Genomic DNA, 12,110 nt, shown 5'->3' on the forward strand with positions numbered 1-12,110 from the left:
GGTCAGCGTGGGGCGGGGGGGGCGCGGGCCCCCCCCGCCGCCGCCCGCCCCGCGGGCGGCCCCCCCGGCGGGGGGGCGCGCGGGTCCTGCGTCCTTACGGGTTGGAACCGACGATCGTCGGGATGACGTTGCCCGACTTCACGAGGTAGGTGCCCTTGAAGGTGGGCTTGGCGCCGACCGGCACGGCGGTACCGCAGTTGGTCGACGAGACGACGGTGAGCTCGCCCGCGACGCTGTTGACGGCCAGCGCGCCCGTCGAGTTGGTGTACGTGCCGGAGGCCTTGCCCGTCACGCGGAAGACGCAGGCGCCGACGGTCACCTTGGCGTCGACGTTGCCGACGTAGCCCTTGGTGACGCCGGTCGCCGCGGTGTAGTCCTGCGCCACCACGGTCCACGGCGTGGTCGCGACCGTGCTCACGTTGCCGAGGACGCTGGTGCACGGCGCGCCCGTGGCGCCGAACGCGATGGAGCTGATGGAGGCCACCGTGGCGGGGTTGCCGGTGGCGCTCGCCATCGTGCCCGCGGCGGTCGACTTCGTACACGTCATGGCGATGCCGTTGACGCTGAGGACGACGTTCCCGCTGTTGGCTGCCGTGAAGCTGGCCGGCGTGGGGTTGACGGTCCAGACCGTCGAGGGCACCGCCGAGGCGGGCGCCGCGGCGAGGGCGAACGCGGCCGAGGCGGCTCCGGCGACGACGGCGAGCTTTCTGATGGGCTTGTTCATGGCTCTGGGACTCTCCTTGGGGATTGACCGGCAGAGGGGTGGCCGCGGTGGGGGTCGAGCGGCCGGCGGCCCGACATTTCTCGGCCGCGAAACGAGACGTTACTTGCGGGAAACTTAGCTGAACAATGGCGGAGTCCAAGATTCTTTGGAGATCTCGCATTGCCTGTCAAGTGGGTGAGCGAGGGCGGGGATCCCCTTGGTTCCGGGGTGCGCAATGTCGACAATTCTGATCGATCGTCGAGATCTCGACCTGCTCTCGCCGGTGATAGGAACCGAGGCGGAATTGTCTCCCGCCTGACAACTCCTCCGGTGTCCGATTCCATGCCGGGAAAACTCGGATTCCGGTATTGCCGCGAGAGGTTACTCGGCCGTAGCGTTCCCGGGACGGCGCACCGCCGCAGGTCGGCGCAGCTCTGTATCTCCACGATGACAAGTGCCGAACCCGACCTTGTCTCCGCGGTGACAAATACGGGAGCGGATCAAGAAAAGTGGCACCCGCCTATTGTCCGGATGATCCGGACCGACTTAACGTGCGCCCGCGGCGCACACCCGACGCACGCTTGCTGGAGGTGGGATGGGAATCGAAGTAGTCGTTGAGGGTCTGACCATGTCCTTTGGCAAGCAGAACATCTGGCAGGACGTGTCGCTGACCCTGCCGGCCGGAGAGGTCAGCGTCATGCTCGGCCCTTCGGGAACCGGTAAGACGGTCTTCCTGAAATCGCTCATCGGACTGCTGAAGCCCCAGCAGGGCCGTGTCCTCATCAACGGTGTCGACATGGTGAGCAGTCCCGAACGCGACATCTACGAGACCCGGAAGCTCTTCGGCCTCATGTTCCAGGACGGCGCGCTGTTCGGCTCCATGAGCCTCTTCGACAACATCGCCTTCCCGCTGCGCGAGCACACCCGCAAGCGGGAGTCCGAGATCCGGCGCATCGTCATGGAACGGATCGAACTCGTCGGCCTCCTGGGCGCCGAGGACAAGCTGCCGGGCGAGATCAGCGGCGGCATGCGCAAACGCGCCGGACTGGCCCGGGCGCTCGTGCTCGATCCGCAGATCGTCCTGTGCGACGAACCGGACTCCGGGCTCGACCCCGTCCGCACCGCCTACCTCTCGCAACTGCTCATCGACCTCAACGCGCGGATCGACGCGACGATGCTGATCGTCACCCACAACCTCGACATCGCCGCCACCGTCCCCGACAACATGGGGATGTTCTTCCGGCGCAGGCTCGTCACCTTCGGCCCCCGCGAGGTCCTCCTCACCAGCGACGAACCGGTCGTGACCCAGTTCCTCGCCGGCCGCCGCGAAGGACCCATCGGCATGTCCGAGGAGAAGGACGCCGCCCTCCTCGCCGCCGAGGCGGAGAACCGCGCCGCCCACTCGACGGCACCCCGCGTCATCGTCCCGCAGCTGGAGCCGTCCCCCGGCCTGCCGCCCCGCGCGGCCGTCACACGGCGCCGGGAGCGCGTCCTCGGCATGCTCGACCAGTTGCCGCCCGCTGCCCGCACCGCCATCCACGACACCTACGCGCGCACCGCCACGGCGCCCACCCTGACCCTGCCCGCCACCGGGAGCGGCTCGTGATCACGGGGGCGCTGCGGCAGACCGGCCGCCTCTTCGCCCTCGCCGCCGAGGTGAGCCGCGCCGTCTTCCGGAGGCCCTTCCAGTTCCGGGAGTTCATCGAGCAGTTCTGGTTCGTCGCGAGCGTCACCATCCTGCCCGCCGCGCTCGTCTCCATCCCGTTCGGCGCCGTCATCGCCCTCCAGGTCGGCTCCCTCACCCAGCAGCTCGGCGCCCAGTCCTTCACCGGCGGGGCCAGCGTCCTCGCCGTCATCCAGCAGGCCAGCCCCCTCATCGTGGCGCTCCTGATCGCCGGCGCCGGCGGCTCCGCGATCTGCGCCGACCTCGGCTCCCGCAAGATCCGCGAGGAACTCGACGCGATGGAGGTCATGGGCGTCTCGCCCGTGCAGCGGCTCGTCGTCCCGCGGGTCCTCGCCACCATGGCGGTCGCCGTGCTCCTCAACGGCATGGTCTCCGTCGTCGGCACCCTGGGCGGCTACTTCTTCAACATCGTCCTCCAGGGCGGCACCCCCGGCGCCTACCTCTCCAGCTTCTCCGCCCTCGCCCAGCTGCCGGACCTCTACATCAGCGAACTCAAGGCCCTGATCTTCGGGTTCATCGCCGGCATCGTCGCCGCCTACCGGGGCCTCAACCCCCGCGGCGGACCCAAGGGGGTCGGCGACGCCGTCAACCAGTCCGTCGTCATCACCTTCATGCTGCTGTTCTTCGTGAACATGGTGCTGACCGGCATCTACCTGCAGATCGTCCCGCCGAAGGGAGGCTGACCGATGGCCTCCCCCTTCGTCTGGCTCGACCGGTCCGGCGACCAGCTCCTGTTCTACGTCCGCGCCCTCCTCTGGATCCCGCGGACCCTGCGCCGCTACCTCAAGGAGGTGCAACGGCTGCTCGCCGAGGTCGCCTTCGGCTCCGGCGGCCTCGGCGTCATCGGCGGCACCATCGGCGTCATGATCGCGATGACGCTGTTCACGGGCACCGTCGTCGGCCTCCAGGGCTACGCGGCCCTGGAACAGATCGGCACCGCCGCCTTCACCGGATTCGTCTCCGCGTACTTCAACACCCGCGAGATCGCCCCGCTCGTCGCCGGACTCGCGCTCTCCGCGACCGTCGGCGCCGGATTCACCGCCCAGCTCGGCGCCATGCGCATCAACGAGGAGGTCGACGCCCTGGAGGGCATGGGCATCCGTTCCATGCCGTACCTGGTCACCACCCGCATCATCGCGGGCGTCGTCGCCATCGTCCCGCTCTACGCGATCGGACTGCTCTCCTCCTACCTGGCCTCCCGCTACGTCACGGTCCTCTTCAACGGCCAGTCGCAGGGGACCTACGACCACTACTTCAACCTCTTCCTGTCACCGACGGACGTCCTCCTCTCGGTGCTGAAAGTGCTGATCTTCAGCGTGATGGTGATCATCGCCCACTGTTACTACGGCTTCCGGGCCTCCGGCGGACCCGCCGGCGTCGGCATCGCCGTCGGCCGCTCCGTACGCAACGCCATCGTGCTGATCAGCGTCACCGACTTCTTCCTGTCGCTGGCCCTCTGGGGCGCGACCACGACCGTGAAGGTGGCGGGGTGAGATGAGCGACTCACGTGCCGAGACCGTCCGCCGCCGGTTCGCCGGCGTCGCGTTCCTGCTGGTGCCCGTCCTGCTCGCCTCGCTCGCGGTCGCCGTCTACGACAAACGCTTCACCGACTCCGACCCGGTCACCGTCGAGACCGGCAGCGTCGGCAACGAGATGCACCTCGGCGCCGAGGTGAAACTGCGCGGCGTCGTCATCGGCGAGGTCCGCGCCATCGACGCCACCGACGGCGGAGCCCGGCTCACCCTCGCCATGCGGCCCGGGACCCTGCGTCACGTCCCCGCCGACGTGCGCGCCCAGATGCTGCCCACGACCCTCTTCGGCGAACGGTTCGTGGCCCTCGTCCCGCCGGCCGACGCCTCCGCGGAGCCGCTCGGCCCCGGAGCCGTCATCCCCGAGGACCGCTCCAGCAACGCCGTGGAACTCCAGCAGGTCCTCGACAACGTCCTGCCCCTGCTCACCGCGGTCCAGCCGCAGAAGCTGTCGGCGACCCTGTCCGCCGTCTCCCGGGCCCTGGAGGGACGCGGCGACAAGCTCGGCGAGACCCTCGCCGAACTCGACGCCCACCTGCGTGAGTTCAACCCCCACCTGCCCGCCCTCACCCGCGACCTGAAAGAACTCGTGAAGGTCAGCCACCTCTACGCGGACGCCGCCCCGGACATCGTCACGGCGCTCACCGACTTCACCACCACCAGCGGCACCCTCGGCGAGAAGGAGGGCGAGTTGGCCGGGACGTTCGGCGCCACCACCCGCACGGCCCAGGACCTCACCGCCTTCCTGCGGCAGAACAAGGACAACATCATCCGGCTCAGCGCCACCGGCCGGCCCACCCTGGAACTCCTCGCCGAGTACTCCCCGTCCTTCCCCTGCACCCTGCGCACCCTCGCCCAGTTCGTGCCCGCGATGGACAAGGCGCTCGGCAAGGGCACCGACCAGCCCGGACTGCACGTCGAGGTGACCACCGTCCCCGCCCGCGGCGCCTACACCCCCGGCCGTGACACCCCTTCGTACGGCTCCGGCGGCGGCCCGCACTGCTACCCCGTGCCGTACCTCGGCGTCCCGGCCGCACCCGCCGCACGGGCGACCGCCGCGGCCGACCAGCACCTCGGGCCCGCCAACTCCCCGCAGGAGAACTCCCTCGTCAACGAACTCCTCGCCCCCGCCGCGAAGAAGGCCCCCGGCGACCTGCCGGACTGGAGCAGCCTGCTGGCCGGTCCCGCGTTCCGCGGCGCGGAGGTGACCCTCCGATGACGACACGGCCCACCCACACGCGACGCCGCGGCCTGACCGGGACCGTCCTGAAGTCCCTCGCGTTCGTCCTGGTCACGGCGCTCGCCACCACCGTCCTCGGCTTCAGCATCGCCAACACCGGGATCGGCTCCGCCACCCGCACGTACAAGGCGCTGTTCACCGACGTCACCGGCCTCGTCGAGGGCGACTCCGTGCGCATCGCCGGAGTGAAGGTGGGCGAGGTCACGGACGTCCGCGTCGTCGAGCGGCGCACCGCCCAGGTCACCTTCTCGGTCCGCGAGGACCGCACGCTGCCCCGGTCGGCGACCGCCGCCGTCAAGTACCTCAACATGGTCGGCCAGCGGTACGTCTCCCTCGACCGAGGCACCGGCGACCTCACCGGCACCCTGGAGCCGGGGGACACCATCCCGCTCGACCGGACGACACCCGCACTCGACCTCACCCTGCTGTTCAACGGATTCAAGCCGCTGTTCGAAGGACTGTCACCGGCCGACGTCAACGACCTCGCCGGCTCCCTCGTGGAGGTCCTCCAGGGCGAGAGCGGCACCGTCGACAGCCTCCTGAGGCACATCGGCTCCCTCACCTCCACCGTCGCCGCCAAGGACAAGGTCATCGGCGAGGTCGTCGCCCACCTCAACACCGTCCTGACCACCCTCAACAACCGCGAGGCCGCCTTCGGAGACCTCGTCGTCACCCTCCAGAAACTCGTCACCGGCTTCAACACCGACCGCAAACCCCTCGGCGAGGCGGTCAAGGCCATCGGCGACCTCACCACCACGACCGCCGGACTCCTCCAGGAGGGGCGCGCCCCCCTGAAGAAGGACATCCGCGAACTCGGCCGGCTCTCGGGCACCCTCGGCGACCACACCCCCGCCATCGAGCGGTTCCTCGCGAACACCCCCGGCAAGATGACGGCCCTCGCCCGGCTCTCCTCCTACGGATCGTGGTTCAACCTCTACCTCTGCGAGGCGCGCGTGAGCGGCGTGGGAACCTCCGACGGCTCCAGGCCGCCGACCGGCATCGCCGTGACGGAGCCGAGGTGCCGCGCATGAGCCCCCGCCCCCGGCTCAAGCCGGTCAAGCAGCGCAGCCCCGTCGCCGTGGCCCTCGTCGGACTCCTGCTCCTCGCCCTCATGGCCGCCCTGGCGTACAACGTGGAACGGCTGCCCCTCGTCGGCGGCGACACCGCCTACAGCGCCGACTTCACCGAGGCCGCAGGACTCGACACCGGCGACGAGGTCCGCATCGCCGGGGTCAAGGTCGGCAAGGTCACCGGCGTCGCCCTCGACGGCCCGAAGGTCAAGGTGACCTTCGAGGTCGGCGACGCCTGGATCGGCGACCGCTCGACCGCCGCCATCGCCATCAAGACCCTCCTGGGCGAGAAGTACCTGGCCGTCGACCCGCTGGGCTCCGCACCTCAGGACCCCGGCACCCGCATCCCGCAGACCCGCACCACGTCCCCGTACGACGTGACACAGGCCTTCCAGGACCTCAGCGGCACCGTCGACGCCATCGACACCGAGAAACTGGAGGAGAGCTTCCGGACCATCTCCGACACCTTCAAGAACTCGCCCCCGCACGTCCGCAACGCCGCCGACGGCCTCTCCGAGCTGTCCAGGTCCGTCTCCAAGCGCGACACCCAGCTCGCCCGGCTCCTGGAGAACAGCAAGAAGTTCACCAAGACCCTGGAGGACAAGAAGTCCAGCTTCGAGATCCTCCTGGAGGACGGCGGCTCGCTGCTCGGCGAGCTCAAGAAGCGCCGCGAGGCCATCCGCGCCCTGCTCAAGGGCAGCCGGGCCCTCGGCACCGAGCTCAGCGGCCTCGTCGGCGACAACGACAAGCAGCTCGGCCCCACCCTCAAGGCCCTCAGCCGCGTCACCGGCGTCCTGGAGAGGAACAGCGGCCAGCTCGACAAGACGCTCGCACTCATCGGCCCCTACTACCGGCTCGTCGGCAACACCCTCGGCAGCGGCCGCTGGTTCGACAGCTACCTGTGCGGCGTGGTGCCCCGCACCTATCTGCCCGAGGCCTCCCAGCCCACGACCGGATGCCTGCCGCCGCGACAGACGGCGAAGGCCAAGGGGAGCGGTGAACGATGACCAAGCCCAGGAAACCGCTCGTCGCCGGGCTCGCCCTCGCGGTGCTCGCCGCCTGCGGCCTCGTCGCCGTCCGCGTCCTCGACGACGACGGCATCCGCGTCACCGCCTACTTCGACCGGGCGGTCGGCATCTACGCCGGATCCGACCTGCGCGTCCTCGGCGTCCGCGTCGGAGAGGTGGAGTCCGTGGAACCGCAGGGCACCCGGGTCCGCGTCGAACTCCGCCTCGACGAAGGCGTACGCGTCCCCGCCGACGCGCGGGCCCTCGTCGTCGCACCGAGCATCGTCGCCGACCGCTACGTCCAGCTCACCCCCGCCTACAGCACCGGCCCCGCCCTCGCCGACGGCGCCCAGCTTCCCGCCGCCCGCAACCGCACCCCCGTCGAGATCGACCAGCTCTACGCCTCGATCACCGAACTGAGCGACGCGCTCGGCCCCGACGGCGCCAACTCCGCCGGAGCCCTCTCCGAACTCCTCGACACCGGAGCGAAGAACCTCAAGGGCAACGGAACGGCCATCGGCACCTCCATCGAACAGTTCGGCAAGGCCGCCAGGACCCTCGACGGCAGCAGCGAGAACCTGTTCACCAGCCTCAGTCAGCTGCAGACCTTCACCACCATGCTCAAGAAGAAGGACGGCGACGTCCGCACCGCGCAGGAACGCCTGGACGAGGTCGTCGGCTACTTCGCCGAGAACAAGGACGACCTCGCCGGCGCCCTCAAGGAACTCGGCAAGGCCCTCGCCCAGGTCAAGACCTTCATCAAGGACAACCGAGGCGAACTGAAGAAGAACATCGACCGACTCGTGCCCCTCACCCAGACCCTCGTCGACCAGCGGGCCTCCCTCGCCGAGGCGCTCGACGTCGCCCCGCTCGCGGCGGGCAACGTCGTCAACGCGTACAACAAGGACACCCGCACCCTCGACGGCCGCGCCAACCTCAACGAGATCAGCATGGGCGGACCGCTGCTGCCCCTGCCGGTCACCGGCGGCGCGTCGGCGAGCACCGGAGAGGGGGAGCGGTGAGACGAGACGCCCTGCCCTCCCGGAAGGCCCTCGGAGCCGGCGCCGTCGGAGCCGTCGCCCTCGGCCTCGCGATCGCCGTCGTCCTCGGCGCGGTCCCCGCCAACCCCGTCCGGTTCGACGGCATCGAGGACCTGCCGCTGCCCGGCGGCGCCGACCTCGGCTCCCACCCGTACACGGTCACCGCCGAACTCGACGACGTCCTCAGCCTCGTCCCGCAGTCCGCGGTCAAGGTCAACGACGTCGCCGTCGGCCGCGTCACCGCCATCGAACTGGGCACCGGCACCTGGACCGCCCGCGTCACCCTGGAGATCAACGGCGACGTCCGGCTCCCCGCCGACGCCGGCGCCCGCCTCGAACAGTCCAGCCTCCTCGGCGAGAAGTACATCCAGCTCGTCGCCCCGCGGAAGGACACCGGCACCCGCCTCGCCGACGGCAGCGTCATCCCACTCGCGCGCACCAGCCGCAACACGGAGGTCGAGGAGGTGTTCGGCGCCCTGTCACTCCTGCTCAACGGAGGCGGCGTCAACCAGCTCAAGACCATCACCCGGGAACTCGAGGCGGCCCTCGGCGGACGCGAGCCCGAGGTCCGCTCGATGCTGAACCGCGTCAACACCCTCGTCACCACCCTGGACGCCCACCGCGGCGACATCACCCGCGCCCTCGACGGCGTCAACCGGCTCTCCGCCACCCTCGCCGGACGCAGGAAGGACGTCGACACCGTCCTCACCGGCCTCTCACCCGGCCTGAAGACGCTGGAGAAGCAGCGGGGCTCCCTGCTCACCATGCTGCGCGCCCTGGACACCCTCTCCGACGTCGCCGTCGCCACCGTCGACGCGAGCAAGAAGGACATGATCGCCGACCTCAAGGCCCTCGCGCCCACCATGACCGCCCTCGCGGACGCCGGCGCCGACCTGCCCGACTCGCTCCAGGTCCTCCTCACGTACCCCTTCACCGACGAGGTGATGCGCGGCATCAAGGGCGACTACCTCAACACCTACCTGCACCTCGCGGCCGCCCCCGGCACCGAGGTCATCCCGCCCCTGATTCCCCGGCCCGACCCCTTCCCGCCCGCGCCCACCACCCCGCCGGGCTCCAGTGCCCACGGGCGGGCCGGGGGCACGAACAGCACCCCCTCGGCGCTGCCGCTCCCCGCCGTGACGACCAGCACCCCACCGGCACCCGCCACCACACCCAAGGACGGAGGCGAGAAGCGGTGATCACCCGCACCGTACGGCTGAAGAACCTCGCGTTCCTCGTCATCGCCGTACTCGTCCTCGGCTTCGTCGGCATCCGCTACGCCGACCTCGGCCGCTACGCCGGCGTCGCCGACCACTACACCGTCCGCGTCCACCTCGCCCGTACGGGAGGCCTGTTCACCCACTCCGACGTCACCTACCGGGGCGTCTCCGTGGGCCGCGTCGGCGCCATCGACCTCACCGCCGACGGAGTCGTCGCCGAGCTCCGCATCAAGAACTCGGCACCCCTCATCCCCGCCGACGCGCGCGCCGTCGTCGCCGGACTCTCCGCGGTCGGCGAGCAGTACATCGACCTGCGCCCCGAGAGCGACGGCGCCCCCTACCTCGCCGACGGCGCCCGCATCGAACAGTCCGACACCGAGGTCCCGGCCCCCGTCACCGACGTGCTCGCGAGCATGAACGACCTCACCCGCTCCGTACCCCTGGACTCCCTGCGCACGGTCGTCGACGAACTCGGCAAGGCCTTCGAGGGGCACGGCGACGACCTCCAGATCCTCCTCGACAGCGGCAGCAGGTTCGTCCAGGCCGCCGACCGCTCCCTGCCGGCCACCACCCGGCTCATCGACGACGGCGAGACCGTCCTGCGCACCCAGGCCGACGAGAGCCGGGCCATCCGCGACTTCGCCACCGGCGCCCGCGACCTCGCCGCCACCCTCAAGGGTTCCGACGCCGACCTGCGCCGCCTCCTCGCCGTCACACCCGACGCGACCGGCCAGGTCAGCGGCCTGCTGCGCGACCTCGACCCCAGCCTCAGCGTCGTCCTCGCCAACCTCCTCACCACCTCGGAGATCGCCGTCACCCGCCAGCGCGGCACGGAGGAACTCCTCGTGAAGTTCCCGGCGGCCGTCTCGGCGGGAGCCACCACCGTCGACGGAGGGCACGTGAACTTCGGCATGGCCGTCACCTTCTTCAAGCCGCTGCCCTGCACCGCCGGATACGGCGGCACGCGCTACCGCAACGGACTCGACCTGGGCACCGCGCCCGCCCTCAACACCGGCGCCTCCTGCACGTCCCCGGCCTCCACCGGGGTCAACGTCCGCGGCTCGGCCCACGCCCCCGGCAGCGGCCGCGTCCCCACCCCCGCCCGGCCCGGCTCCCTGCCCTCCGGCGGCGCGGGCACCACGGCGGACACGCAGCAGACCCTGCCCGGCGCGCTCGCCCTGGCCGGCCAGGCCGGCGGCCCGGCCGACATGGCGGGCCTCCTGGGCCTGGACACCGGGAGCACCCGATGAACCGCGCGAAGGTCCTGGGCACCGCGGCCCTCGTCGCCGCCCTCGGCTTCTGCGGGACCGGCGCGTGGACCTACGCCCAGGCCCGCACCGACGAGGGGATCGGCTTCAGCCGGGAACGCGACACCGCTCTCGCCGAGGGCCGCAGCCGCCTCACCGTCCTGAACACGCTCGACGCCTCGACGCCCGCCCGCGCCGAAGCGGGGATCCGGGCCTGGCGCGAGGCCTCCACCGGACCGCTCCGCACCGAACTGGGCCGCACCGAGCCCGCGGTGGGCGCCTCGGCGCGCGCCACGGTGACCGAGGCGGCGCTCACGGCGCTGGACGCGCGGGCCGGTACGGCGAAGCTCATCGCGACCGTACGCATCGACGTCACCCCGCGCGGAGCCTCCGCCGCGACGAGCGACCGCAAGCGCCTGGAGGCCGTCCTGACCCGCTCGGGCGACGACACCTGGCGGGTCGCGGCCCTGAGCGCGGTGCCCGTCGCCGGGGCGGAGAACAGCGGGAACGAGGGCGGCAGGGCCGAGGAGGGCGGGGACGAATGACGCGACTGCTGCGCGGGACGAAGGACGAGACCGACGGGAAGGACGACGGGGAGTCCCCGGAGTCCCTCGCCGACCCCGGCCCGGACGGGGCCGAAGCCGATCCCCAGGCCGGAGTCGCAGCCGCCGCCTCGGACGGGGACGAAGGCGCCCCCTCTGACGGAGTCGCTGCCGATCCCTCGGAAGGGGACGAAGCCGAGGGATCGGAAGGGGACGAAGCCGACCGCTCGGAAGGGGACGAGCCCGGGGCCGCCGCCACGGACGGAGACGGAGCCGCCCCCTCGGACCGGACCGCACGCCGGCCCGCCGCGCTCTGGCGGCGGAGCGTCCTCGCCGCGGGCCTCGCCGCCCTCGTCCTCGGCGGGAGCTGGTTCTTCCACGCCGCCCACCAGCTCCGCACCACCCCGTCGGCCCGCAACCACGCGCTCACCGACACCGCCGCCACCGACCGCGTCAGCGGAGACGTCGCGGACGGCCTCGCCCGGGTGTTCTCCTACACGCCGGCCGACACGGACGCCGCCGAACGGTCCTCCCGCACCGTGCTCGCCGGGCGCGCCGCCCGCCAGTACGCCGAACTGCTCGCCCAGGTCCGCGCGAACCTGGTGGAGCAGCGGATCACCCTCTCCACCCAGACCGTCCGCACCGGCGTGATCGAACTCGAAGGGGACAGCGCACGCCTCCTCGTCTTCCTCGACCAGACCTCGCGCCGCGACAAGGCCGCCGCCACGTCCGCCGCGGCCCAGCTCACCGTCACCGCGAAGTACCGGGGAGACCGGTGGCAGATCGTCGACATCAAGGCCCGCTGACCATGAGCGGGAGACAGGAGAA

At 71.2% G+C, this 12,110-nt stretch carries 12 protein-coding genes; 11 read left to right on the top strand and 1 reads right to left on the bottom strand.

Annotation, left to right across the window (positions count from 1 at the left end):
• Positions 1 to 94: 94 nt before the first annotated feature.
• Positions 95 to 724, bottom strand: coding sequence for a hypothetical protein (locus ACFV2S_RS09780; RefSeq protein ID WP_383790753.1), 630 nt, complete (start codon positions 722 to 724; stop codon positions 95 to 97).
• Positions 725 to 1,298: 574 nt separating this feature from the next.
• Between ACFV2S_RS09780 and ACFV2S_RS09785 the strand changes: the two genes are divergently transcribed.
• From ACFV2S_RS09785 to ACFV2S_RS09835, 11 genes are read left to right on the top strand one after another with little or no spacing between them, the layout of a single operon-like run.
• The gene (locus tag ACFV2S_RS09785; protein WP_385555887.1) at positions 1,299 to 2,309 is read left to right on the top strand and encodes an ABC transporter ATP-binding protein; all 1,011 of its coding nucleotides are present in this window, start codon (positions 1,299 to 1,301) and stop codon (positions 2,307 to 2,309) included.
• A complete protein-coding gene (locus ACFV2S_RS09790; RefSeq protein WP_030212814.1) occupies positions 2,306 to 3,070 on the top strand; it encodes an ABC transporter permease in 765 nt (254 codons plus the stop codon). The genes ACFV2S_RS09785 and ACFV2S_RS09790 overlap by 4 nt, the downstream gene beginning before the upstream one ends.
• 3 nt (positions 3,071 to 3,073) lie before the next feature.
• On the top strand, positions 3,074 to 3,880 hold the full coding sequence (locus ACFV2S_RS09795; RefSeq protein WP_189801008.1) for an ABC transporter permease: 807 nt from the start codon (positions 3,074 to 3,076) through the stop codon (positions 3,878 to 3,880).
• Position 3,881: 1 nt separating this feature from the next.
• Positions 3,882 to 5,135 carry an MCE family protein gene (locus tag ACFV2S_RS09800; RefSeq protein ID WP_385555890.1) on the top strand — a complete coding sequence of 418 codons (1,254 nt, stop codon included), beginning with the start codon at positions 3,882 to 3,884 and terminating at the stop codon, positions 5,133 to 5,135.
• The gene (locus ACFV2S_RS09805; RefSeq protein WP_385555892.1) at positions 5,132 to 6,187 is read left to right on the top strand and encodes an MCE family protein; all 1,056 of its coding nucleotides are present in this window, start codon (positions 5,132 to 5,134) and stop codon (positions 6,185 to 6,187) included. Before ACFV2S_RS09800 ends, ACFV2S_RS09805 begins: the two co-directional genes overlap by 4 nt.
• The gene (locus ACFV2S_RS09810) at positions 6,184 to 7,233 is read left to right on the top strand and encodes an MCE family protein (protein ID WP_385555894.1); all 1,050 of its coding nucleotides are present in this window, start codon (positions 6,184 to 6,186) and stop codon (positions 7,231 to 7,233) included. Before ACFV2S_RS09805 ends, ACFV2S_RS09810 begins: the two co-directional genes overlap by 4 nt.
• A complete protein-coding gene (locus ACFV2S_RS09815; protein ID WP_385555896.1) occupies positions 7,230 to 8,255 on the top strand; it encodes an MCE family protein in 1,026 nt (341 codons plus the stop codon). Before ACFV2S_RS09810 ends, ACFV2S_RS09815 begins: the two co-directional genes overlap by 4 nt.
• Positions 8,252 to 9,472 carry an MCE family protein gene (locus ACFV2S_RS09820; protein ID WP_385555898.1) on the top strand — a complete coding sequence of 407 codons (1,221 nt, stop codon included), beginning with the start codon at positions 8,252 to 8,254 and terminating at the stop codon, positions 9,470 to 9,472. The genes ACFV2S_RS09815 and ACFV2S_RS09820 overlap by 4 nt, the downstream gene beginning before the upstream one ends.
• On the top strand, positions 9,469 to 10,743 hold the full coding sequence (locus ACFV2S_RS09825; RefSeq protein ID WP_385555900.1) for an MCE family protein: 1,275 nt from the start codon (positions 9,469 to 9,471) through the stop codon (positions 10,741 to 10,743). The genes ACFV2S_RS09820 and ACFV2S_RS09825 overlap by 4 nt, the downstream gene beginning before the upstream one ends.
• Positions 10,740 to 11,285 (top strand): hypothetical protein, encoded by a 546-nt coding sequence (locus ACFV2S_RS09830; RefSeq protein ID WP_385555902.1) that lies wholly within the window; start codon positions 10,740 to 10,742, stop codon positions 11,283 to 11,285. The genes ACFV2S_RS09825 and ACFV2S_RS09830 overlap by 4 nt, the downstream gene beginning before the upstream one ends.
• On the top strand, positions 11,282 to 12,088 hold the full coding sequence (locus ACFV2S_RS09835) for a hypothetical protein (RefSeq protein WP_385555903.1): 807 nt from the start codon (positions 11,282 to 11,284) through the stop codon (positions 12,086 to 12,088). Before ACFV2S_RS09830 ends, ACFV2S_RS09835 begins: the two co-directional genes overlap by 4 nt.
• Positions 12,089 to 12,110: the final 22 nt, after the last annotated feature.

Source organism: Streptomyces sp. NPDC059695 (assembly GCF_042733785.1).
GTDB lineage: Bacteria > Actinomycetota > Actinomycetes > Streptomycetales > Streptomycetaceae > Streptomyces.

Coding starts and splice junctions, on each gene's coding strand:
- ACFV2S_RS09815 (WP_385555896.1), top strand. CDS start 7,230: ATGACCAAGCCCAGGAAACCGCTCGTCGCCGGGCTCGCCCTCGCGGTG.
- ACFV2S_RS09810 (WP_385555894.1), top strand. CDS start 6,184: ATGAGCCCCCGCCCCCGGCTCAAGCCGGTCAAGCAGCGCAGCCCCGTC.
- ACFV2S_RS09805 (WP_385555892.1), top strand. CDS start 5,132: ATGACGACACGGCCCACCCACACGCGACGCCGCGGCCTGACCGGGACC.
- ACFV2S_RS09830 (WP_385555902.1), top strand. CDS start 10,740: ATGAACCGCGCGAAGGTCCTGGGCACCGCGGCCCTCGTCGCCGCCCTC.
- ACFV2S_RS09795 (WP_189801008.1), top strand. CDS start 3,074: ATGGCCTCCCCCTTCGTCTGGCTCGACCGGTCCGGCGACCAGCTCCTG.
- ACFV2S_RS09800 (WP_385555890.1), top strand. CDS start 3,882: ATGAGCGACTCACGTGCCGAGACCGTCCGCCGCCGGTTCGCCGGCGTC.
- ACFV2S_RS09785 (WP_385555887.1), top strand. CDS start 1,299: ATGGGAATCGAAGTAGTCGTTGAGGGTCTGACCATGTCCTTTGGCAAG.
- ACFV2S_RS09780 (WP_383790753.1), bottom strand. CDS start 724: ATGAACAAGCCCATCAGAAAGCTCGCCGTCGTCGCCGGAGCCGCCTCG.
- ACFV2S_RS09835 (WP_385555903.1), top strand. CDS start 11,282: ATGACGCGACTGCTGCGCGGGACGAAGGACGAGACCGACGGGAAGGAC.